This is a genomic window from Glycocaulis abyssi (assembly GCF_041429775.1).
In the GTDB taxonomy this organism is placed as follows: Bacteria; Pseudomonadota; Alphaproteobacteria; order Caulobacterales; family Maricaulaceae; genus Glycocaulis; species Glycocaulis abyssi.
Map to the genome: position 1 here is coordinate 2,358,747 of NZ_CP163421.1, position 23,217 is coordinate 2,381,963.

The 23,217-nt window shown below is 63.5% G+C and carries 13 protein-coding genes and 1 tRNA gene; 5 read left to right on the forward strand and 9 right to left on the reverse strand.

What is annotated here, in order from left to right; translation table 11 throughout:
- Positions 1-96: 96 nt before the first annotated feature.
- Positions 97-1,698, reverse strand: coding sequence for a murein biosynthesis integral membrane protein MurJ (murJ, locus tag AB6B38_RS11500; RefSeq protein ID WP_371392994.1), 1,602 nt, complete (start codon positions 1,696-1,698; stop codon positions 97-99).
- 4 nt (positions 1,699-1,702) lie between these two features.
- Positions 1,703-4,525, reverse strand: a complete 2,823-nt coding sequence (locus tag AB6B38_RS11505; protein ID WP_371392995.1) for a [protein-PII] uridylyltransferase — start codon at positions 4,523-4,525, stop codon at positions 1,703-1,705.
- A 156-nt stretch (positions 4,526-4,681) separates the two neighbouring features.
- Between AB6B38_RS11505 and AB6B38_RS11510 the strand changes: the two genes are divergently transcribed.
- Positions 4,682-6,394 (forward strand): heparinase II/III family protein, encoded by a 1,713-nt coding sequence (locus AB6B38_RS11510; RefSeq protein ID WP_371392996.1) that lies wholly within the window; start codon positions 4,682-4,684, stop codon positions 6,392-6,394.
- On the opposite strand, the gene AB6B38_RS11515 is transcribed toward AB6B38_RS11510, so the two are convergent.
- Together AB6B38_RS11515 and mutS are read right to left on the reverse strand one after the other, a co-directional pair.
- Complete coding sequence (locus tag AB6B38_RS11515; RefSeq protein WP_371392997.1) at positions 6,391-7,476, reverse strand: DUF2855 family protein; 1,086 nt, start codon at positions 7,474-7,476, stop codon at positions 6,391-6,393. The two genes, AB6B38_RS11510 and AB6B38_RS11515, sit on opposite strands and share 4 nt — an antisense overlap.
- 43 nt (positions 7,477-7,519) lie before the next feature.
- Complete coding sequence (gene mutS, locus AB6B38_RS11520) at positions 7,520-10,213, reverse strand: DNA mismatch repair protein MutS (RefSeq protein ID WP_371392998.1); 2,694 nt, start codon at positions 10,211-10,213, stop codon at positions 7,520-7,522.
- Between the two features lie 149 nt (positions 10,214-10,362).
- Here mutS and AB6B38_RS11525 point away from each other — a divergent pair, with 149 nt between their 5' ends.
- Positions 10,363-12,636, forward strand: a complete 2,274-nt coding sequence (locus AB6B38_RS11525) for an NADP-dependent malic enzyme (protein WP_371392999.1) — start codon at positions 10,363-10,365, stop codon at positions 12,634-12,636.
- A gap of 1,220 nt (positions 12,637-13,856) precedes the next feature.
- A tRNA-Leu gene (locus AB6B38_RS11530) sits at positions 13,857-13,959 on the forward strand.
- 373 nt (positions 13,960-14,332) lie between these two features.
- Here AB6B38_RS11530 and AB6B38_RS11535 read toward each other — a convergent pair.
- Positions 14,333-15,208 carry an IS1595 family transposase gene (locus AB6B38_RS11535; protein WP_371393000.1) on the reverse strand — a complete coding sequence of 292 codons (876 nt, stop codon included), beginning with the start codon at positions 15,206-15,208 and terminating at the stop codon, positions 14,333-14,335.
- A 92-nt stretch (positions 15,209-15,300) separates the two neighbouring features.
- Between AB6B38_RS11535 and AB6B38_RS11540 the strand changes: the two genes are divergently transcribed.
- The gene (locus tag AB6B38_RS11540) at positions 15,301-16,203 is read left to right on the forward strand and encodes a hypothetical protein (protein ID WP_371393001.1); all 903 of its coding nucleotides are present in this window, start codon (positions 15,301-15,303) and stop codon (positions 16,201-16,203) included.
- Between the two features lie 5 nt (positions 16,204-16,208).
- Here the strand turns inward: AB6B38_RS11540 and AB6B38_RS11545 are convergent, their stop codons facing one another.
- From AB6B38_RS11545 to AB6B38_RS11560, 4 genes are all read right to left on the reverse strand, one after another.
- A complete protein-coding gene (locus tag AB6B38_RS11545) occupies positions 16,209-17,639 on the reverse strand; it encodes an MFS transporter (RefSeq protein ID WP_371393002.1) in 1,431 nt (476 codons plus the stop codon).
- 26 nt (positions 17,640-17,665) lie between these two features.
- The gene (locus AB6B38_RS11550; protein WP_371393003.1) at positions 17,666-19,588 is read right to left on the reverse strand and encodes an ATP-binding protein; all 1,923 of its coding nucleotides are present in this window, start codon (positions 19,586-19,588) and stop codon (positions 17,666-17,668) included.
- 24 nt (positions 19,589-19,612) lie between these two features.
- On the reverse strand, positions 19,613-21,178 hold the full coding sequence (locus tag AB6B38_RS11555; protein WP_371393004.1) for a YifB family Mg chelatase-like AAA ATPase: 1,566 nt from the start codon (positions 21,176-21,178) through the stop codon (positions 19,613-19,615).
- 164 nt (positions 21,179-21,342) lie between these two features.
- Positions 21,343-21,732: a YraN family protein gene (locus AB6B38_RS11560; protein WP_371393005.1), complete on the reverse strand. Its 390-nt coding sequence runs from the start codon at positions 21,730-21,732 to the stop codon at positions 21,343-21,345.
- 120 nt (positions 21,733-21,852) lie between these two features.
- On the opposite strand from AB6B38_RS11560, the gene AB6B38_RS11565 reads away from it, so the two are divergent.
- Positions 21,853-23,217, forward strand: a complete 1,365-nt coding sequence (locus tag AB6B38_RS11565) for a penicillin-binding protein activator (RefSeq protein ID WP_371393006.1) — start codon at positions 21,853-21,855, stop codon at positions 23,215-23,217.

Below are 23,217 nucleotides of genomic sequence, written 5' to 3' on the forward strand. Positions count from 1 at the left end.
TGCTCGAATGAAGGAGGCAGGAAGTACCGCAGACAAACCTGCAGGAGGCGCCGGTTTAGCGGCGCTGACGGTCAGGCTCAAGGCGCAGGCGCGGCGTTAATCGCGGCTATCGCTGGCGGGCAGGGTTTTGCTGGTCCGCTGTGGCTTTAGCGCCTCGGCGAGTTCAGAGGGCTTTATCGCCCCCAGCGCCAGCCCGGCACCGCCGAACACGGCCAGCCCGGCGAAAACGACAAGGCCGAGGCTGGTAAGGTTCTGCCAGCTCAGCCCCGGCAAGGGCAGCGCCGTCGCCACCAGGCCGGGTACCAGGCCAGCCAATAGCCAGACCGTGCCTGCCATGATGAGCGAGGCCAGCAGGAGGCGCGGCAGTGCACCCATCAGGCGGGTATCAACGCGTAATAGCCCGCGCGCGCGCAGCGTGATCGCCAGCAGGCCCGCATTCACCCATCCGGCCAGGCTCGACGCGATGGCCAGGCCGACAAAGCCCAGCCCGCCAAAGAACAGGGTGAGGGCAAGCACGAAATTCACCGCCACGGCGGCCAGCGCAAAGCGCATCGGGGTTTTGGTGTCCTCGCGGGCAAAGAAGCCCGGCGCCAGCACTTTCACCAGAACGAAAGCGGGCAGGCCCAGCCCGGCAATGGCCAGCACGATCGCGGTGTTGGACGTGTCCAGCTGAGTAAACTCGCCGCGCTGGTAAAGCCCGGCTGTAATCAGCTCCGGGATGGCCAGAAAGGCAAAGGAGGCCGGCAGGGTCAGCGCCAGCGCGATTTCAATCGCCCGGTTCATGGCAAAATGCCCGCCCTTCTCATCACCGGAGCGGAAGCGGCGGGTCAGATTGGGCAGCAGGGCTATGCCCATCGCAATGCCGATCATGCCCAGAGGCAGCTGGTAGAGGCGTTCGGCATAGTTCAGCCAGGACCGCGCGCCTTCCTCCAGCGTGGCGATGGACGAGGTGACAACGATATTGACCTGCATGGCGCTGGCCGCCAGCGCGCCGGGAATGCCTAGCGCAATGAGGCGCTTTACGCGCGCGGTCAGCTTGGGCGGTAGCAGGCGCAAGTGCAGTCCGGCCCGCATGGCCACCGTCCATAATAGCGCCACCTGCATCACGCCTGAAGCTGTCACCGATGCGGCCAGCCAGATGACCAGCTCTTCGGGCGGGCCCAGATCGAACAGCAAAACGCCGATCATGGCGACATTGAGCAGGACCGGCGCACCGGCTGCCGCGGCAAACCGGCCATTACTGTTCAACCCGCCGGAGATCAGCGCGGTCACCACCATGGCCAGCAGGTAGGGCATCATGATCTGCAACAGCAGGACGGCCAGCATCATGCCATCGGGATCGCCTATCCGGCCGGGAAAGAAGATATAGGCAAGCCATGGCGCAAACACCTGAAAAGCGACAACGAGAAGGGTCGTAAACGTCGCCATGAAGGACAGGGCTTCAGAGGCAAACCGGTCGGCTTCTGCGCGGTCCTTCTCCTCCAGCTGGCGCGCATAAAGCGGCACGAAGGCCGCATTGAACGCCCCTTCGGCAAGCACCCGCCGAAAGGTGTTGGGGATGGTCATGGCCTGGAAGAAGGTGTCGGCCACCGGCCCGGCACCCAGCCGTGCAGCGGTGAGAATCTCGCGGGCCAGACCGGCTATCCGGCTGACCAGGGTGAGGATGCTGATAACCCCCAGATTGCGTAAGAGCCGCATCGTGTCAGCGTCCCGCGCTCGCTTCGGCGCGCAGGCGTGACGGCGCCCCGCTGGCGCCTGCCTCGCCGGAGCCAAGTACGTTCATCAGGGCGCTGGCGAGCGCTTTTTCAGTCTCCGGATCGGCAATCTTGCGGCCCTGCTGGGTGACGTAGAAGACATCGACCGCCCGTTCGCCATAGCCGTCAATGCGCGCAGCCTGAATGGAACAGCCCAGATCCGTAATCGCACGCGCCAGATCGTGTAGCAGGCCGGGGCGGTCGCGCCCCGACGCCTCGATGACCAGCGCGCCGTCGGCCGCCTGACCTTCCAGCTTCACATAGGGGCTGACGGTGAAAGCCGCCTCGCGCCGGGCCACGCGCCGGGCCGGGATCACGATCTCGCCGCCCAGACCGCCGCGCGCGGCCTCTTCCACGCGGGCCCGCAGCCGGTCGAGCGCGGACAGGTCTGACCAGCCATAAGGCTTGCCGCCCTGTTCCTGCACGTAAAACACGTCAAAGGCCGCGCCCCAGCTCGTGGTGGCAACCTGCGCGCCGACCACGTTTGCGCCCGCGAGCGCCAGTGCGCCGGCAATATCGGCAAACAGCCCGTCCCGGTCCGGCGCCAGTATCAGCACCTCGGCGGCCGAACGGCGCCTGTCCACGCGCACCCCGCACGCCACATCGCGGCCCCGGCTTTCAGCCGCGCGTACAAAGGCGGCGTGGCGCAGCCGGTCGCTCTCGGCGAAGGACAGCCAGTAGCTGTCATCAAGGCTGGCAATCCAGCGCTCGCCAAACTCTGGGTCTATCCGCTCCATATCAGCGCGGAACAGGGTACGGGCGCGGTCTGCGCGCGCATGCAGCCGGGCGCGCGCCTCCTCCTCACCAGCGCGCTCGCCGCCTGCCAGCACGGCGGCTGTGGCCTCGTAGAGATCGCGGATCAGCTGGGCCTTCCAGCCATTCCATACGCCGGGACCCACGGCGCGGATATCGACCACCGTCAGCACGGTCAGAAGGCGCAGCCGCTCCATATTCGCGACGCGTCCGGCAAAATCGAGCACGGTGCGCGGATCAGAGAGGTCACGGCGCTGCGCGGCATCGCTCATTTCGAGATGATTGGCGATCAGCCAGGCCACCAGCTCGGTTTCGGCTTCCTCGATGCCCAGCCTTTCGCAGGCGCTGCGCGCACGCTCTGCCCCTTCAATGCACTGATCGCCATTGCCCTTGCCGGTATCGTGCAGCAGCACGGCCAGATGCAGGGCGCGCCGATGGGTGATCTCCGGGAAAATGCGGGTTGCCAGCGGGTGGTCGGCAATCAGCTTGCCTTGCTCGATCTCGCGCAGCAGGCCCAGCGCGTTTAGCGTGTGCTCATCGACCGTGAAGCGGTGATACATGTTGAACTGGGTGCGCGCGACGATATCGCCAAATTCAGGAATATAGGCGCCCAGAAGGCCCGCCTCGGTCATTGCCCGCAAGGTGATGCGCGGATCGTCGGATTCCAGCAATATGGCAAAGAAGCTGCGCGCGGCGCGTTCATCGCGGCGCAAGCCGTCATCCACCAGCCGCAATGAACGCGAAACCAGCGCCACCGCATCCGGGTGCAGGTCGAGATGGCGCGCAGCGGCCAGCTCGAACAGGGTCAGCATCAGGACCGGGTCTTCCTCCACCCGCGAGGGATCAGCGAAAGCAAGCCTGCCCGACCGGACTACGAAACCGGCCTCTGCAAGGGCGTCATCGCCCTTCTGGACGCCATCGGCCGGCATGAAACGGCCAATGCCCGATGGCGGGTCTTTCAGCTCATCAGCTTCCAGCTTGGCGCAGACAAGGCGCGTCAGCGCGCCGACATCAATGGCGCGCTTGAAATAGTCGCGCATGAAGTCTTCGACGCCCAGCGTGTCCTCGCTGTCGGCATAGCCCATCAGCGCGGAGATTTCCGGCTGGGTATCGAAGGTCAGCCGGTCATCCTTGCGGCCATTGAGCGTATGCAGGTGAAAGCGCACCGCCCAGTAGAAGTCTTCCGCGCGCAGATAGCGCTCCACGTCCTGAACGGTCAGCAATCCGCTCGCCACCCAGCGCTCCATCGCGTCATTGCCGTAGAGCACCTGCGCCAGCCAGCGCAGGGTCTGCAGATCGCGCAAGGCGCCCTTGCCGTCCTTGATATTAGGCTCGACCGCATAGCGGCTATCGCCCTGCCGGTCGACGCGCGTATCGCGTTCGGAAAGCTTGGCCGCGATGAAGGGCGCAATGGATTCGCGGGTGCGGTGGGCGCGGTCAAATTTGAGGCGCAGCGTGCTCACCAGCCGCTCATCGCCTGACACCCAGCGCAGATCGAGAAGCGCGGTACGCTCCGAAACGTCATCGCCAGCCAGCGCCAGCGCCTCGTCCACGGTACGGATCGCGCCCCCGCCAATGTTGAGCCCGCAATCCCACAGCACGTAGAGCATGCGCTCCACGATGGCCTCGGCCCCTTCGCGCGGCGGCGTGCCGGTGAGGAAAAGCAGATCGATATCCGATTGCGGGGCCAGCTCGCCCGCCCCCCAGCCGCCCAGCGCACACACGGCAAGGCCCGGCGCGGTCGCACCCGCCTCGTCGAAATCGGTGGCAACCGAATCAAACAGGGCGCGGATGGCGGCATTCATCACACCGGACAGCGCGCGTGCCGCCTCCAGCCCGCCGCCCTTGCCCGCCAGCTTGCTCGCGGCATGGGCGCGCCCGGCGGCGATGAATTTTTTGAGCCGGCCAATGCCGGCCTGACGCGCTGCTGCCTGTTCCCAGCCCTCACGGGTGGCAGCGGCCAGCTCCGCGCGCAAGCGCAGGCCGTCAAGCGAAGCAGGAAGGGCAGAAAGACGCATGGGGAGCGTCTTACGCTTTTCGAAGGCCGCCGTCAGCCATCGATTTGTGTGAGCTGTTTCAAAAGACAAGCTGTATCACACCCTCGCATTGCGGCAGACTGGGGCGCAATCGGCGGCTAGCGGGTTTGCTGATCGGTGTGCGGGGAGATGGCGGGAATGCGCAGGCGTTTAATACTGGCTGGCATCCTGCTTGTGGCCACGGGGTGCGGTATGCCCTCCCATGAGCCCGCTCCCCCGTTCTTGCAGGCTGATATAGCGTTTCCGGCCAGCCCCGGAGATCAGTCCGGCGCGCCGGCGCTTGATCCGGCGGCCCTGATGATCGCCTCGAACAGGGCAGCGCGCGCACGCGCAATGGATTTTGTGTTCCGGCCGCGCAGCGATCTGCCTGAATGGCATTACACGCTTCCCCTCGACTGGAGCGCCGATCCGTTTGGCGATCTCAACTGGCAGTTCCAGCTGCATGCCTGGCGCATGCTGAACCCGCTGGCTGGCGAGTATGCGCGTCAACACGATCAGGCGTATTTTGACCGGGCCGTCGACATCGCGCGCGACTGGAAAGCCTGGCATGTAGACCGCTCGGCGCCTTTGAGCTGGCAGGACATGGCGACAGGATTGCGGGCCTCAATGCTGGCCTATCTGATCCGCGAAGCACGCGCTGGGCGTGCCGGGCTCGGTAACGATGCCTGGGGCGATCTTCTCCAGCTGGCGCGCGCCCACGGGGAGATACTTACCCGCCCCGGCTTCATTCCTGACGATAATCACGGCATTTTCGCCGCGCACGGCCTGATGGCTCTTTGCCAGACGCTGGCCGAGTTGCCTGATTGCGTACAAGGCGAAGCGCTTGCGGTGCGGCGCATGGACGAACTGTTCGCTGGCCAGTTTCTTGAAGATGGCGTGCATGCCGAGCACTCGCCGGACTATCACTGGTTTGCGATGACGGTATTCGAGCGCGTGGCCTCTACCGGCTGGTATGCGAACACGCGTTTTGACGCCGGTCTGGCCCGCGCCCGCGCGGCTGCACCCTTCCTCCTGCATGCTGACGGACGCCAGCCCGGCCTTGGCGATAGCGAGCGCACACTGCGCGAGAGCGATCATGCGCGCCTGCCCGCAACGCCCGACACCTGTCTGGATGAAGATGGTGACAACTGCATCCTGCTGCGCCATTTCGATCAGGCGGGCTATGTCATCGCCCGCTCGGTGCGCGGCGCGCACGAGCCACATTCCCTGTTCTTCACCTGTGGCTGGCATTCCACCATCCACAAACACCCTGATGAGCTCAGCTTTGAGTGGTGGGCGTTTGACGGGCTGATCCTCGCCGATAGCGGCAAGTACGGTTACACGCCTGATGATAGCCGCGCCTTCGTGCTCTCGCGCGCGGCGCACAACACGGTCAGTTTTGGTGGCCGCGAACCCCATCAGCCTGATGGTGGCGCGCCCTTTCCCGGTGCCTGTACGAGCGAACCCCGGCAGGAAGACGGAGCCATTATCCTGTCAGGCGCATACGATCCGCCCGGCCCGGCGGCCCGCCATGCCCGCGAGATATACTACCGCCCCGGCGAAAGCCTCGTGGTCCGTGACCGTGTGGAGCATCGCGGCGGCTTCAGTCAGTGGTTCCACTTCGCGCCGGGCATCGATGTGTCACAGACCGCCGGGGCTGGCGAGTTGCGCGCAGACCTTGGCGCCTCCCGTCCGTCCCTCGATATCCATACCGACCCGGCCTGCAGCACACGCCTGCATCATGGCAGCCGCCAGCCCATGCAGGGCTGGATGAGCACCGGATATGGCGAGATGACGGCGCGCTATACGCTGGAAGTCGTCTGCCCGGCTGGCGTGGCCGGGGCCGAAGCGCGCTTCGAGGTGGCCCGCTAGCGCGCGCCCGCCTCGACAATGAGCGCTTCGCTGGCGGACACATCGCCGCGCACCAGCGCCTGATAGGCGGAGAGTGCTTCTTGCGGCCCGTAAAGGCTGCGCCACGCCAGAAGATTGTCGGCCGCAGCAACAAAGCTGGACCACGCCTCGCCCTGACGCATGGCAAACCCGTCCGGTCCCCATTCGGCAATCCGGTCACGGGCATGGTCGGGGGCAAAGAAGAAAACGGGCCGGGGGCCGGGCAGGCCGGAAGCGGGCGTGCTGTCATCCCAATGGGCGCCGCCGACGCGGATATTGGCGTTCAGATTCTCGCCAAAACGGGTGTGCAGCGCCTGGTTCACCTCGGCCGAACCGGCAAAATCGACGATCAGCCGGGCTGGTTCCGGGTCCATCCGCCCGATATCCTCATAGGCGATGACATCATCATAAAGCCCGCTGGCGTGCACGAAGGCGGCGTTGCGCGCCGAGGTCAGCGCCTCGATACGCAAGGCTTCGGGTTTGTTGCGCTTCAACAGGAAGGCGAGCGCCAGCGCCGTCTTGCTCGACGCGCTGGTCAGCACAATGCGCGCCGCACCGGAAAAGCCGGTATCGCGCAAATACGCGTCGATGAGGAAGGAGGTGAGAAACAAAGGCTGCAGCACCATCTGCGCGGCTTCGCGCGCCGCGTCATACCCCGCAGCGGCCGCGCAGCGCTCATAGCGGTTATAGACCGGCGGCAGCTCGGCGCGGTGGGGTGCGGCATCGAAGAAGCTGTCGGGGCGGATCTTGCCGGGCGTGACGATCAGCTCACTGGCAGCAGGCAGGTAGCCATAGACGCGCTCACCGGCGTTCAGCGCATCGCAGCGGCTCTCGGTCACTTGTGCAAAGCCCCAGACCGGCAGGCGTCCGCGCCCGTCTGCGCCTGGAAAGAAGCGCCAATAGCCCATCGCCTCACCGAAGGCCGCATAGGTGATATTATTGGCCGTCAGCGCAAAGCGGCTGACGGCAAGCCGGGCTTCTCCGGCCTGCAAGGGGCGCTGGGCCTCCTCCACCAGGCTGGCCTTGGTAATGTCGCTGCGGTCAATGCTCAGTGCCCAGACCATGCCGGTCTCCTCTCTGCAATGCGGGGTATCGCCAGTCTGGCGTTCAGTCCTCGTTCGTGAGGTTTTTGAGCGCGTAGAGTGCCTCCAGCGCCTCGCGCGGGGTCAGCGCATCGGGATCAATGGATCTGAGGCGCTCCAGCGCTTTGGAGGGCTTTGGCGGGGCCTGTACTGGCTGGGCGGAAAACAGCGGCAGTTCGGCCAGCGCCGCTGCCGGACTGCCATCAGATTCCAGCTTGGCGAGGATGGATTGCGCCCGGCGCACCGCCGCATCGGGCAGACCGGCGCGCTTGGCCACTTCCACCCCGTACGAACGGTCGGCAGGGCCACGGCCCACCTCATGCAGGAAGACCAGCTCGCCCTTCCATTCGCGGGCTTTCAGCGACACATTACCCGTCCCGTCCAGCTCGTCGGCGAGGCGTGTCAGCTCGTGGTAGTGCGTAGCAAACAGCGCGCGGCAGCGATTGACCGCATGCAGATGCTCCACTGTGGCCCACGCAATGGAAAGCCCGTCCCAGGTGGAGGTGCCGCGCCCGATCTCGTCCAGTATGACCAGACTTTTTGGCGTTGCCTGATTGAGTATGGCTGCCGTCTCGATCATTTCCGCCATGAAGGTGGAGCGACCGCGCGCCAGATCATCGGCTGCGCCGACGCGCGAGAACAATCGGTCCACCAGTCCCAGCCTGACCGTTCGTGCGGGTACGAACAGCCCCGCCTGCGCCATGATGACGATGATCGCGCACTGGCGCAGGAAGGTGGATTTACCGGCCATGTTCGGCCCGGTCACCAGAAGCAGGCGGCTGGCCGCCTTGGCGTCTGCGTCCAGCTGGCAGTCATTGGGCGTAAAGCGCGCCTCGCCGCTCCGGGTCAGGGCCTGTTCCACCACCGGATGACGGCCCGCCTCGATAAAGAGGTCTGTGCCATCACTGATCTGCGGTCTGCACGCGCCCGTCTCGACGGCCCAGTGCGCCGCGGCGGCCCACACATCCAGCGCGGCCAGTGCCTCGCCTGCCGCACGTACGGGACCAGCAAGACCTTCCACTTGCGCGCAGAAGCGCGCGAAAATCTCCAGCTCCAGAGCGATGGCGCGCGAGGCGGCAGAGGCGATTTTCGATTCCAGCTCGCCAAGCTCGGTGGTCGAGAACCGCACCGCATTGGCCATGGTCTGGCGGTGAATGAAGGGTTCCACCCCCATCATCGCCTCGCCATGACGCGCGCTGACCTCGATGAAATAGCCCAGCACATTATTGTGCTTGACCTTCAGCCCGGTGATCCCGGTCTGGTCGGCATAGGTTTTCTGCAGGCCCGCCACCACGCGGCGCGACTGGTCTTTGAGCGTGCGCAGCTCATCGAGCGCCGGGTCCCACCCTTCTGCCACGAACCCGCCATCGCGCGTCAGCAGGGGTGGCTCGTCCACCAGTGCGCGGGCCAGCTCTTCAACCAGGTTTGCCAGCTCCGGCCGGGCTGCGAGCGATAGCGCGTCGAGCGCGCCCTGAATGGCCGCTGGCAAGGCATCATGGCGAAGGCGGGCAAAGGCCGCATTGATGCGCTCGCCCTCTTTCAGCGCGCGCGCCAGCGCCAGAAGATCGCGTGGCCCCCCGCGCTCCAGACACAGGCGTGACAGGGCGCGCGCCGGATCGCCCGCGCTTTTCAGGCTGTCGCGCAAGGACTCGCGCAAGCCCGCCTGCTCGTGCAGAAACGCCACCGCATCAAGGCGCGCCTCGATTTCCGCCCTGTGGGCGGAAGGCCGTGAAAGCTGCTCGGCCAGCAGGCGCGCGCCCGGCGCGGTAACCGTGCGGTCTATGGCATCCAGCAGCGAACCCTTGCGCTGGCCCTGCAAGGTCCGGTCGATCTCCAGGCTTGCCCGCGCCGCCGGATCGATGGCGAGCCAGCCTCCGGCCTCATAATGGCGCGGCGGAGCCAGTTTCGGCGCAGCCCCGGCCTGCGACAGCTCCAGATAATCGAGAAGACAGCCCAGCGCGCCAAGCTCCGTGCGGGAGAAATCACCAAACCCGTCAAGGCTCAGCGTGCCGAAATGCGCATTCAGACGCCGCTCGGCGGACCCGGCTTCGAACTTCGCCTTTGGCCGCGCCGTGATCGTGGTGCCGGGCAGGATGGGCGCCAGTGTGCGCGCATCATCATCCAGCACCAGCAATTCGGCCGGTTGAAGCGCGGCAAGCTCGGCCTCCATATCGCCCGGCTCCAGCCGTATGGAGCCGAAACTGCCATCGGAAATATCGGCAAAGGCGAGCGCCATGTCCCCGGCCGGTCCGCGCGCCAGCGCCGCAAGCCGGTTGGACTTGCGTGCATCGAGAAGATCATCCTCGCTCAAAGTGCCCGGCGTGACGATGCGGGTAATCGCCCGCTCCACCACCGATTTCGATCCGCGTTTCTTGGCTTCTGCAGGGTCTTCCACCTGCTCGCCAATGGCGACCTTGAAGCCCGCCCGGATCAGGCGGGAAAGATAGATTTGCGCGTTGTGGACCGGCACCCCGCACATGGCGATGGGCTCGCCCTGATGCTCCCCGCGCCTGGTCAGCGTGATGTCGAGCGCGGCGGCGGCGCGTACCGCATCGTCAAAGAAGAGCTCGTAGAAATCGCCCATCCGGTAGAATAGCAGCGCTTCGGCCGGCACTTGCGCGCGAAGGCTGAGAAATTGCGCCATCATCGGCGTTGCCCCTTCCGTGCTGGGAAAGGTGCGGGTCGCGATGTCGGATGGGGCGCTGGCGTCCGGGCTCATGGCGGCAAATTAACTTTCCGTCCCCGCCCTGCAAGGGGGCAGGCCAGAGGGACACGTTTTTGCGCTGGCTAAACAGGCTTTCGCTTCTGGTGCGGGAGCGTCTAGGCTTGAACCAAGACTGATTTCCCCTGTTGCCGGACGGACCGCTTATGACTGACCGCAAGCCGCGCGTGGACGATGAAGAAGCTCTGGCCTTTCACCGCCAGGCGCCTGCCGGAAAAATCGCCCTGCGCGCGACCAAGCCCATGGCCACCCAGCGCGATCTCTCGCTGGCCTACTCCCCTGGCGTTGCCGCGCCGGTAAAGGCGATCCACGCCAACCCGGAGGCGGTCTACGACTATACCTCCAAGGGCAATTTCGTCGCCGTCATCTCCAATGGCACGGCCATTCTGGGCCTGGGTGATCTGGGGCCTGCCGCCTCCAAGCCGGTCATGGAAGGCAAGGCGGTGCTGTTCAAGCGCTTTGCCGATATCGACGCCATCGATATCGAGGTGGAGGAAAACGATCCCGAAGCCTTCATCGAATGCGTACGCCGCTTCGGCAATACGTTTGGCGGGATCAATCTGGAAGACATCAGGGGGCCGGACTGCTTCATCATCGAGGAGCGCCTGCGCGAACTGCTCGATATCCCCGTCTTCCATGACGACCAGCACGGCACGGCGATCATTTCCGCTGCCGGCATCATCAATGCCTGCGAGCTGTCAGGGCGCGACATCAAGGATCTCAAAGTCGTCGTGAACGGCGCGGGAGCCGCCGGTATCGCGGTGCTGGAGCTGATCAAATCCATGGGCGTCGCCCATGACAACGCGATCCTGTGCGACACCAAGGGCGTCATCTACAAGGGCCGTTCGAACGGCATGAACCAGTGGAAATCGGCCCATGCCGCCGAGACCGGCAAGCGCACTCTGGAAGAGGCGCTGGACGGAGCGGACTGCTTTATCGGCCTGTCGGTGAAGGGCGCCGTCAACAAGGCGATGATAAAATCCATGGCCGCTGATCCGATCATCTTCGCCATGGCCAATCCTGATCCGGAGATCACGCCCGAAGAGGTGCGCGAGGCGCGTTCAGACGCGATCATGGCAACCGGCCGCTCTGATTATCCCAATCAGGTCAATAACGTGCTGGGCTTTCCTTACATCTTCCGCGGCGCGCTGGATGTCCGCGCGCGCACCATCAATGAAGAGATGAAAGTGGCCGCTGCCCGCGCGCTGGCAGAGCTCGCGCGCGAGGATGTGCCAGACGAGGTGGCCGCCGCCTATCACGGCTCACGCCCCAGCTTCGGCAAGGATTATATCATCCCGGCCCCGTTCGACCCGCGCCTGATCAGCCATGTCCCCCCTTACGTGGCACAGGCCGCGATGGATTCAGGCGTTGCCCGCCGCCCCATTGCCGATATGGAAGCCTACAAGGCGACCCTCGCCCAGCGGCTCGATCCCACAGCGGCCATTTTGCAGGCTTTGCACGAGGAAGTGCGCGCCGCCGACCGCAAGACAATCGTCTTTGCCGAAGGCGAGGAGCCGACGGTCATCCGCGCCGCCCACGCCTTTCAGACGCAAGGGCTCGGCAAGGCGGTGCTGGTTGGCCGGGAGGAAACCACCAAGGCCAATATGCGCCTTGTCGGCGTGCCTGAAGACTCCATTGAAATCCTCAATGCGCGCCTCTCCGAAAACAATGCCGTCTATGCAGACTGGCTGTTCGCCCGCCTGCAAAGGCGCGGCTATCTCAAACGCGACGTGCAGCGCATGGTCAATAATGACCGCAACGTGTTTGCCGCCTGCATGGTGGCGCTGGGCGATGCCCACGGCCTGGTGACCGGCACCACGCGCAACTATGCGCAGGCGCTGGCCGATGTGCAGATGGCGCTGGACCCCAAGCCCGGCGAACGCGTGATGGGCATGTCGCTGGTGCTGTCACGCGGGCGCACGCTCTTCATCGCCGACACCAATGTCACCGAATTTCCAAGTGCGCAGGCCATGGCCGACATGGCGTGTGAGGCCGCTGCTGCCGCGCGCCGTTTCGGGGTGGAGCCGCGCGTGGCGCTGCTCTCCTACTCCACTTTCGGTAACCCGGCCGGGGAACGCTCGGAGAAAATCCAGGAGGCTGTCCGTCTGCTCGATGCGCGCAGCCCCGATTTTGAATATGAGGGCGAGATGAATGCCGATGTGGCGCTCGACCCTGACCATACGCGGCTCTACCCGTTCTCGCGCCTCACCGGTCCGGCCAATGTGCTCATCATGCCGGCCATTCATTCCGCCTCCATCTCCACCAAGCTTTTGCGCGCTGCGGGTGGGGCCACCGTGCTGGGGCCGATGCTGGTCGGGCTGGAAAAGCCGGTGCAGATCGCGCGCCTCGGCGCGGGCGTGGCCGACATCCTCACCCTCGCCGCACTGGCCGCGCATGACCTCTCAGCGGAGCGGGACTAGGCAAAAGTGACTGCTGTCATTTCCAGCGACCTCTCAGAACTCCGAAGCTTCCTGAAGGGAATGCATATCCAAAATTCACTGTGGGCGATTGGTTGCCTGTTCAGATACTATGAGCATCTTGGCCCAATATCGAAGCATTTGCGTGGGTATCCGCAGCCCCGAGGTTCAGGCATTGATCGAACCCCGTACCCGTTCCCTTGGGAACTTGAAGCCATAGTGCAGCTTCTTATTCTGGAAGGTACATACTTTTCGAATCAATCTCTGCTAACATGGAACAATATGGCGCGCGCCGGTACCTTATGCCGTCGAATATTCAGCCCTCCCTCAGAGCCGAGAGACTTGCGAGCAGGCGCTCCCCTCCATTATTTAACAAGAATGCTAGACACACAAATTCCGTGGCAAGAGAGCTACGATATAAACTATATGATGTCGTACAGGAAAATTTACTCGCACCAAAGTTTGTCAAAAATTTTCGAAAGAAAAATTGGGTATAATGTAGACAGCGTATTTAGGCACAGCTTTGCACTGGTATCACTATTTATTGAGAATTCAATTGCTAAAAATCGGATAAAAACTGATGAAAAATTAAAATTAGGGGGATTATCCCCCTGAGACAAGTTCCGAAAGGTTCCATAGGTCTGTTGGGTTAACGATTCGTTAACGGCGTTAGGTTTGCTCCGGTGTGGCTCGTTGTTGACGAAACGAGGCGCGTATGGTTTAAGGGCACAATGACGCTCCTACATGATTCTGTCCGGCGCCTGCTTGAGGAAAGCACGAAGCGCAAACGCCAATGCCTCGATAGGCTGGAGCGCGAAAAGCGCCAGCTTGAGCTGATCGATGCTGAGATAGCCTCATACAATAAGGTTCTTGCTGCGGTTGGCGTAGTGCCAGTGGAAACGGCACCGATCGCTTCGGAAAAGAAGCGGCCCGCTCACAAAGCGCCGCGCAAGCGCGGGCTGATACAGAAATGGAAGGCTATATTTCGCACGGCTTATGAGACGTGCACGCCGCCTTATTCATACGATGATCTGTCGCTTGCCGCAGTGCTGGCGGGGCATGAGGTCGCTAGTCCAGCCCTTCGCACCCAGATGATGAACTCGGTCAACTCGGGGCTGTTTGAACGTGTTGGCGCGGGGCAGTTCCGTATCACGAACGCAGGACTGGACGCGATTGGCATTACAAACAACGAAGGCTCCGCTGTAGCGGAGCCTTCTAATGTCGGAAGTGTGGCAGAGCGGTCGATTGCTCCTGACTCAAAATCGGGCGGGCCAGCTAACTTTCCAGGTGAACCTGGCCCCGAGGGTTCGAATCCCTCCACTTCCGCACCAACTTCGGATGAGGATGATAACGACCTCATCTGATTTCGCTGACGAGACTTGCAGGTCTCGTCATTTGTTCAACCCCCAAGCCCGAACGTCCACGGAGAAAAGGAGTATCCCATGTGGCAACCCGCCTTGTTAGCGTGACTAGGGCTTAGGCTCTAGCTGTGCTATCCTTGGCTCGTCGGATCGCAGGGGGCAATCTGCCTCCTGCGACCGCTTTTGTCAAGGATTTTAGATGCTTATGGCTTCTGATCGGCTGACCCTGAAAAAGGCTATAGAGTTGAATTGCTTAGGCGATTTCGTCTTGCAGGCCGAGGCTGACGGCATAGGGCCGGGCAGTGAGGCGGACACCCATGCCTTGTTGCGCCGCGCCGCTAAACCGCTGCAATCAGAAGATCAAACATCGCGTTCCCCATCGCGCGGTGGTTCGAGCGGAAAGTGAACTCGTCCAGATAGCGCTTGGCGTGCTTCTGGCTGATATGAATGTGCGTTCCCGCAATCGACTTTTTGAACAGACGCCAGAAGCTTTCCACATGGTTCGTGTGGTGCGTCTCGCCAGTCCGGTAGTCGTAGTGCGCCCAGTCTTTCGCAGAGTGCTTCACACGGCCATGCTTGTAGCCGTCATCGCTGAGTAAGCCGTAGCTCATCAGCTCATCGGTGGACACGGTAGCGCCTTTGGCCACCTGCTGCATTACCACACCGCGAAGCGTCTCCTTCTTGACGTTCGGGATCACAACGGCCCGCATGGCACCACCACGCTCTTTCAGGCCCATGACAATCGTCTTGCCCTCGGCACCGCGTCCACGCTTGCCAGAGCGCTTGCCACCTACATACGCCTCGTCCATTTCGACGTGGCCTTGCAGAAGCTCGAAGTTGTCAACGGAACCCATGAGCTTGCGGATTTGCTGGCCCATGCGCCATGCCGTCTTGTAGGTCACGCCAAGCTGGCGCTCCAGTTCCTTACCGCTCACGCCATGGCGCGTAGTAGTGAAAAGGTAGATGGCATAAAACCAGAGTTGGAGCGGCGTGCGGGTGTCCTGAAAGATCGTTCCAGCGGTCGGATACACATGATCGCCACAAGCGGCACACGCGAAGGCGCGGCGGTCGCTCATACGGTGGAAAGTGCTTTCCGTGCCGCACTTCCGGCAGGTGTGTTTCATGCCATAGCGCACGTCCATGATGTGCGTGAGGCACGTCTCATCATCGGGGAAGCGCTTAAAAAATTCGCGGACTGTGAGTGCGTTGGTCATTGCCGTCTCCTGTTGGCAATAACCTACCAGACTTCATACTTGTGTCAAGGGGATAATCCCCAAAATTAGATCATCAAATATTTTCAAATCTAATGAATAGATCTGTTATAGAAATACAAGATGCTAGAAAAAGAATTAAAGATACGTTGTCAGAAAAACAAATGTTTCCATACAACAAAAGTTTGTTTTTATCAACACCAATAATATGTTTTCCGGAGTATCGTCAGTTAATCGGTTTTTCTCCGAGCCTGATCATTAGACGCTTTACGGAGGGAATTTACTTCGACCTTGCATCGGAGTCGGACTTCGGAGTTGCGCTTGGGGCGGCTTTTGAAAACTATGTTATTGAAACAATAAAAACGGGCGGCTGTAAGAGTTGGGATGTTTCTCCAGAAATATCAATGGTAAAAAAGGGCGTTGGAACAATCCATACATCTGATGCAATTATTAACACAGAATCTTGCTCTATATTTATTGAATGTAAATTTAACAGGCCAACACACGTTGCAAAATTTGATTTAAGCGATGAAAATGCCGTTGATGGCCAGATCGATAAATTCGCTGGTTTTTTCGCGCAAGGGTATAAGGCAGCTTATAGGGCATGCAGAGGTGACTTCGGTGAAATTGTCTTACACAAAGATAATATATTCTTGATTATTGTTTCGCCAGACGAGTGGCATCTGGTATCCCAAGCTCGTGTCCGGGAGTTTGAAGGCGCTGTTAAAAGTAAAATACCTGAGGAACTATGGTGCGAGGACTTTTTTCGCCGATTACGCCCAATACGGTGTTCTATGGCGTCATTTGAGGTTCTGGTACAAGCCTGTGCACAGTTGGGCTCAGCGAACGTGATGAGCAAAATTTCCACTCCGGAAAGTCGATGGGATTTTGTTAGGGGCCATCTGATTAATCATTATGGGAAGAGCAAGGGCTTTAGACCACGCAAATTGTGGTCTGATGACTTTGACGACCTTATTGATCTTACGCTTCTAGCGTAGCGAAACTAGCTGATCTGGGGCTTGTGGGCGGCGACCTCGCGCGCGGCCCGCCAGCGCATTACGATCCACACCAGCAATACCGCCGGCGCGCCGATAAGCGCGGTGGTGGTGAAGAAATTGGCATAGCCAAGAGAGTCCACCATAATACCGGAAAATCCGCCAAAAAGCTTGCCCGGCAGGGCGTAGAACGAGCTGAAGAGCGCGTATTGCGTGGCCGAGAAGGCCCGGTTGGTCAGGCTCGACATATAGGCGATGAGCGCGGTTCCCGCCCAGCCACCAGCGACGTTTTCTGCCGTAATGGCGAGTGTCAGGTAGAGGATGGAGGGGTTCTTTTCCTGCGGCCAGGGGGTCAGTTCCGCGCCATTGACCAGCGTGATCTCACCGGTCGGCTGGACGAGCGCCAGCCAGGTGAAGGCCAGCGCCGAGACAGCGCTGATGATCGCGCCGACCATCAGCACCGGATAAACACCCCAGCGCGTGGCGGCGACACCGGCCAGCATGGCGCCCGCCAGCATCGCAAATACGCCGTAAACCTTTGATACAGCGCCGATTTCAGACAGCGTATAGCCCATATCCACATAGAAGGGATAGGCCATGAAGCCGAGTACGAAATCATTGAGCCTATAGGCACCGATCAGGGTGAGGATAAGCAGCGCGATCCAGCGATAGCGCACGATGAAATCAACAAAGGGCGCGACCACAGCCGAGTAGAGCCAGGCCGCCGCCTCGCCCAGCGGATTGCCCTTCACCGCGCCTTCGATGGCTTCGGTGCCGCCGCCCAGCGCTTTGGGACGCGCGGGCTCCGGGGCCAGGAACACGCCCGCCACGCCGATCAGCATGAGGGCGGCGAGCACGGTGTAGGCAAAGGAAAACCCGCCAAAATCGGCCATCACCAGCGCGCCTGCGCCCGCGGCGATCATGCCAAAGCGGTAGCCCCACTGATAAATCGCCACCAGCAGGGCCTGATACTCATCGTCGGCGACATCAATCCGCCAGGCATCCAGCGCAATGTCCTGTGTCGCCGAGCCAAAGGCGATCATCACGGTCGCCAGCGCAATCACGAAAAGCCCGGTGGAGGGCGTCGCAGTCGAGGCGAGCAATATCGCGCCGATCACGACCGCCTGCGCCAGCAATATCCATGAGCGCCGCCGTCCGAGCAGCCGGTCAAGGACGGGCAGGGGCAGCCGGTCAACCAGTGGGGACCACATGAATTTGAACGTGTAGGCCATGCCCGCCCAGGCAAAAAACCCGATCTCGGTGCGTGATACGCCTTCAAGGCGCAGCCAGGCCGACAGCGTTGAGAAGACCAGCAGAATGGGGAGCCCGGCAGCGAAGCCCAGAAGCAGCATGACGGCCGAGCGCCGCCAGCCCAGCGCCACCACCGAGCCCAGAAGGCTGCGGCGCTCGCTCTGGCGCTCGGCACTGATATCGGTCATGGAAAGCGCGCTCCGGGCAGCTCTGTCTAGGCGCTCAGCCTTGCGCGGATTTGCCCGCCGCACAAGCCGGAGAGGACGCTCGCCAGCTCGTCAGGGTCAACCGGCTTGGCAAGGAAGGCGTCCATGCCGGCAGCAAGGCACGCATCGCGGTCAGACTCGGTCGCATTGGCCGTCAGCGCAACGAGCGGGACTGAGCCCGGCTCGCCCGGCAAGGCGCGGATCTGGGCCGCAGCGTCGCGCCCGTCCAGCTCCGGCATGCGCAAATCCAGCAGCGCCGCATCCAGCCCGCCTTGCGAGGCTTCCAGCACCGCTTCGCGCCCGGTCGCCGCCATGACGACACTCGCGCCCAGCCGGGTCAGAAGCGTGCGTGCAATAAGCGCGTTCACCGGATCATCCTCGGCCAGTAGAATGCGGTATCCGGCAAGTACCGGGCCGCGCACCTCGCTCTCGCGTTTTTCATCGCCTGAACTCTTACCCAGCGCAAACCGGGCCAGCGAGCTTGCCCGCACCGGCGCCACCAGCCAGCCATCAATCCCCGCCGGACGGTCCTTGCCGGTATAGCGCGCCTTGGTGCGCGGCCGGGCAAGAGCGAGAATCCGCCCGGCACAGCCGCTCGCGGCCAGCGCCGAGGCATCCTCGGTCCAGCTATCGTCAAGAATGACGATGTCGGGGCGCACCGCCTGCGCCCGCGCCACAAGCTGACCCTGATTGCCACAATGCTCGGCCCATGCGCCCAGCGTCTCGGCGTGCAGGACAAGGGCATCGGATTCGATGGAACACGGTGTCGCGATCAGGACGCGCCGTCCCGCCAGCGGCCGGTGCACCGGCGCACGCTGCAGCACCTCCGGCTGGAAGGTGAACCAGAACAGGGCGCCCTCGCCGGGTTGAGAGCGTACGCCCACTTCGCCGTCCATGGCTTCGGCCAGACGCTTGACCATGGCAAGGCCCAGCCCCGCTCCCGGCGCGCTATTATCGCGCTCGGCCGCGCCGCGCTCGAACTGTTCAAACAGCCGGGCCTGATCGGACGGGGTGATACCGGGGCCGGTATCCCGGATCGACAGGCGCAGACTATTATTTTCGGCCTCCAGCGTGACCAGCACCCCGCCCTCGCGGGTGAATTTCACGGCATTGCCGGCCAGATTATAGAGTATCTGCTTCAGCCGCGCCGGATCGGCCCTGATCTGGGCGGGTACACCCGGCCCTTGCGCGTGGGCGAGCGCCAGCCCCTTTTCGGCGGCCTTCTCCGACAACAGCTCGCACACCTCTTCAACCAGCCTTGACGGATCCATGGCTTCGGGGCGGAGTTCCAGCTTGCCGGCCTCCAGCCGGGAAAGGTCGAGAATGTCGTCAATGAGTTTCAGCGCATGACTGGCGCTGGCTTTGAGGGCCGCCACATAGGCCGCCTGATCGGGCTTCAGCCCGGTATCTTCCAGCAGGCGGGCCGTGCCCAGCGCGCCCGACAGGGGCGTGCGCAATTCATGGGTGACGGCGGCAAAAAACACGCCCTTGCCGCGCGCGGCCTCGCTCTCACGCTGGACCTGACTGCGCTGCTCGGTCACGTCGCGGCCGACCGCGATGATCGATCCGTCGGCGGTGAGGGTCTCCGACCACTCGATCCAGACCGGCCCGGTGCGGGTGCGCATCGCCACATCATAGCGCCGGTGGGACGCGCTCTCGCCAAAAGCGGGAGCGACCGCGAACCAGCGCCCTGTCCAGTCTTCGCGCGTTCCGCCAAAGGCCCGCAGGAACGCGCCGTTCACATCGCTCAGGCGCCCGTCCCGGTCACGCACGATGACCAGCTCGCCAATGGCATCAAACACGCCGCGCAAGGCCGCGGGCGCGGCCATGACGGGCCCCGCGCCTTCTTCGGCAGGCGCGCCGTCCGGTGAGGCGGCCAGGGACGGGGCCGGAGAAGAGTCCGGAGAGGAGGGCGGCAGGGCATGGGTCATGGTGCGACGCTAATGCCGGTCAGGTTAACGAAGCGTCGAATGCGGGAGTGATTTTTCGCCCCCGTCTGCAAGCGCCGGCCAGCCTGCGGGCGTACCGGCCGGGCGCGTGGTCCGCCTGGCGCTTAGCGCCTCTGCGACATGGATGCGGCGTACACCCTCCACACCGTCCAGATCGGCGATGGTGCGCGCGGTGCGCAGCACGCGGTGATAGCTGCGCGCGGTCAGCCCCATGGCCCCTGCGGCGCGCGACAATAGCTCGCGCCCGGCGCCATCGGGCTCGGCTATCCGGTCCAGCGCCTCGCCCGACAGCCGCGCATTGAGCGCGCCGCGCGCCTCCTGCACCTCGCGCGCCCTTGCCACGCGCGCGGCGATCTCGGCTGTGCCTTCCTGCGCGGGCGGCAGGGCGAGGTCTGCGGGCGTCACCGGCGGCACCTCGATCTGCAGATCGATACGATCCATCATCGGGCCGGAAATGCGCGCCTGATAGCTTTCCGCGCAATTTTTACCGCGCGCGCAAGCGCGCCCGTCTGCGCCCGCCCAGCCGCAGCGGCAGGGATTCATCGCCGCGACCAGCTGAAACCGGGCCGGAAACGTGATGCGGGCATTGGCGCGCGCCACGGCAATCTCGCCTGTCTCCAGCGGCTGGCGCAGGGAATCGAGCACTTGCGGGTGAAATTCCGGCAATTCGTCAAGGAAGAGCACGCCATTATGGGCGAGCGACGCCTCGCCGGGGCGCACGCGCGTGCCGCCGCCGACCATGGCGGCCATAGAGGCGGAATGGTGCGGCGCCCGGAAAGGCCGCGCCCGGCTCAGCTCCCCGCGTTCCAGCAGTCCAGCCACCGACTGCACAGTTGAAATTTCAAGCAATTCCTTGGCTGACAGGGGCGGCAGAAGGCCCGGCGCGCGCTCGGCCAGCATGGACTTGCCAGAACCCGGCGGCCCGATGAAGAGGATGTTGTGGCCGCCCGCCATGGCGATTTCCAGCGCGCGCTTGGCGGTCTCCTGTCCGCGCACATCGCGCATGTCTTTAAAGCGCGGCCCCTCCACCAGATCCCCTGGCTGGGGCCGGGCCAGCGCCTGTCCGCCCTTGAAATGATTGATCAGCTGGATGAGCGAAGCCGGGGCAAGAATGGCCAGCTCGCCCCCCGCCCAGGCCGCTTCCGGCCCGCTATCCTTCGCGCAGATAAAGCCGGTTTCCTGCTCCACGGCTAGCATGGCGGCTGGCAGCGCGCCCGGCGCGGGCGAAATCGAACCGTCAAGGCCCAGCTCCCCCATCGCCAGATATTCAGACCCCGCCTCGGGGGGCAGCACGCCCATCGCGATCAGTATGCCAATGGCGATCGGCAGATCGAAATGGGCGCCTTCCTTCGGCCTGTCAGCGGGCGCCAGATTGACGATCAGGCGCTGGCCGGGCAGCGACAGGCCAATGGCGGCAAAGGCGGCCCGCACGCGTTCGCGGCTTTCGGCCACCGCCTTGTCGGCCAGCCCGACCACGCTGAAGGCCGGTGTGCCGCCGGCAATCTGCACCTGAACATCGACGAGGCGTGCATCGGCACCCTCAAACGAGGCAGAATGGGTGTAGGCGCTCATCACTGCCTCCAAAAATGGATTCACTGAACGAACTAAACTCTGCCCATCGGGATTTACCATTTATCCACAGAGCGCATGAACAGAGCGGCATAAAACCGGAACAAGAAAAGAACAAAACTGCCGGAAACGTCAAGACGTCATATTAACTTTTTACCAAACCCCTGCTAAATCAAATGGTTTTCCGGACCGTAATCAGCGCTGGCCACGCCTTTGAGGTGTTCCGGCCATCGTCCGGGCGCCACGCAGATCAGGTCAAAACGCGTCGCCAGCCTGTCCAGCCCGGTGCGCCGCGCGCGCCACAGGGCGGCGGCCCGCATCAGGCGCACCTGCTGGCGTGGATGAAAGGCTTCACGCGCGGCCTCGCGCCGGTTTCGCCATTTCACCTCGATGAAGGCGAGCGTGCGGCCCTTGCGCGCGATGAGATCGATCTCGCCGAGCGGCGTCTTCACCCGCCGGCCCAGAATGCGCCAGCCTTTCAGGATGAGCAGGATGCTGGCGGCCCGCTCCCCGCGCCGTCCCCGCCGTTCGGCCCGCTGGCGCGCATGCCGGGTCATGCCCGCCTCTCGCAGACGGATTTCGGCAGGTGCATAGTTGCCCCTGACCGGCCGCGCCGGTAGCCTCCGTTCCGGCCGGGCCGGCACAAGGCGGGGGAGACGGTTTTGAGGACGCAAGCCATGATGAGAGCAATCTTGCCCACCCGCGCGCTGGTGCCAATAGCTGGCCTTTGGCGTGTGACCGCCTGTATGGCGGGTGCGGCGCTTTTCCTGTCGGCTTGCGGGGCAACCACCGGCGGCCCCGGTGTCACGCCGGGACCCGCATCGCCGGTCGTAGGCGCGCCGCCTGAACCGGCCGTGCTGGGTGTGGAGATGAGCCCGGAACGTCTGGCCTTCACCCCGCCGCATCTGGAAGGGATGGATCTTGTGCGCGTCGGCGTATTGCTGCCCTTCTCCGGCGCGTCGGCTGCCTTGCGCTCAGAGGCCGGCCATTTGCTGCGCGCCGCCGAGCTGGCCCTGTTTGAGCGCGGCATCGAGAATGTCGTTCTGCTGCCAAAGGATACTGAAGGCACGGCCCGCGGCGCGGAGGCCGCTGCCGAAGCGGCCATCGCCGATGGCGCTGACATGATTATCGGCCCGCTGCTCGCCGCCGAAGTGCGCGCAGTCTCCGGCCCGGCGCGCCGGTCCAACATCCCCGTCATCTCCTTTTCCACGGACACCAGCGTTGCCGGTGGCGGCGTCTATCTCTTGAGCTTCCCGCCAGAGGAAGAGGTGCGCCGGGTGGTGTCCTACACCGCCGCTCTGGGCGCAGACCGTTTTGCCATCGTGGCCCCGGCCACCCCTTATGGGCAGCTGGTCAGCCAGGCTTACCGCTCCGCCGCCGCCGAGTTTGGCGGCACGGTGACGGCCGAGGAAGTCTATTCGGGCGGCGTGGACTCCATGAGCCAGGCAGCCCGGCGGCTGGCCCGCGCCGGCATTGGCAGTCTGGAGGTCGGGCGCGCCCTTGCCATGACGGGTGAAGACTGGCGGCCCACTGATAGCGGCGCGTTCCAGGTGGTGATGCTCCCCGCAGGCGGCGATGATCTGCGCATGCTCGCCCCGTCCATGCTGTTTGCCGATATCGATCCGCTGCTGGTGAAGTTTGTCGGCACCGGCCTGTGGCGCAATCCTGACAGCGCCCGCGAACCGGCTTTGGCCAATGGCTGGTTTGCCGGTCCGGACGCCGAAATGCGTGCCCGGTTCGAGACTGCCTATGAGATTGCTTTCAGCGAACAGCCCTCCCGCCTTGCCGGGCTGGGTTATGATGCGGCCTCGCTGGCGGTTGTCATGGCGGCAAGCGAGGGCGGGATTGACCGGGCCGTAATTGAGGATCCGAACGGATTTCTGGGCGTGGACGGCCTGTTCCGCCTGCGCGCCGACGGCACGGTGGAGCGCGGCCTTGCGCTCTACACCATCCGCCGCGGGCAGTTCGAGGTGCTCGACCCCGCCCCGGTACGTTTTGGCCCGGATAGCATGGCCGTGGATGTGGAACCGGGCGAATCCTGA

Coding starts and splice junctions, on each gene's coding strand:
- AB6B38_RS11525 (WP_371392999.1), top strand. CDS start 10,363: ATGACTGACCGCAAGCCGCGCGTGGACGATGAAGAAGCTCTGGCCTTT.
- AB6B38_RS11545 (WP_371393002.1), bottom strand. CDS start 17,639: ATGACCGATATCAGTGCCGAGCGCCAGAGCGAGCGCCGCAGCCTTCTG.
- AB6B38_RS11505 (WP_371392995.1), bottom strand. CDS start 4,525: ATGCGTCTTTCTGCCCTTCCTGCTTCGCTTGACGGCCTGCGCTTGCGC.
- mutS (WP_371392998.1), bottom strand. CDS start 10,213: ATGAGCCCGGACGCCAGCGCCCCATCCGACATCGCGACCCGCACCTTT.
- AB6B38_RS11555 (WP_371393004.1), bottom strand. CDS start 21,178: ATGAGCGCCTACACCCATTCTGCCTCGTTTGAGGGTGCCGATGCACGC.
- AB6B38_RS11510 (WP_371392996.1), top strand. CDS start 4,682: ATGCGCAGGCGTTTAATACTGGCTGGCATCCTGCTTGTGGCCACGGGG.
- AB6B38_RS11565 (WP_371393006.1), top strand. CDS start 21,853: ATGATGAGAGCAATCTTGCCCACCCGCGCGCTGGTGCCAATAGCTGGC.
- AB6B38_RS11550 (WP_371393003.1), bottom strand. CDS start 19,588: ATGACCCATGCCCTGCCGCCCTCCTCTCCGGACTCTTCTCCGGCCCCG.
- AB6B38_RS11535 (WP_371393000.1), bottom strand. CDS start 15,208: ATGACCAACGCACTCACAGTCCGCGAATTTTTTAAGCGCTTCCCCGAT.
- AB6B38_RS11540 (WP_371393001.1), top strand. CDS start 15,301: ATGAATAGATCTGTTATAGAAATACAAGATGCTAGAAAAAGAATTAAA.
- AB6B38_RS11515 (WP_371392997.1), bottom strand. CDS start 7,476: ATGGTCTGGGCACTGAGCATTGACCGCAGCGACATTACCAAGGCCAGC.
- AB6B38_RS11560 (WP_371393005.1), bottom strand. CDS start 21,732: ATGACCCGGCATGCGCGCCAGCGGGCCGAACGGCGGGGACGGCGCGGG.
- murJ (WP_371392994.1), bottom strand. CDS start 1,698: ATGCGGCTCTTACGCAATCTGGGGGTTATCAGCATCCTCACCCTGGTC.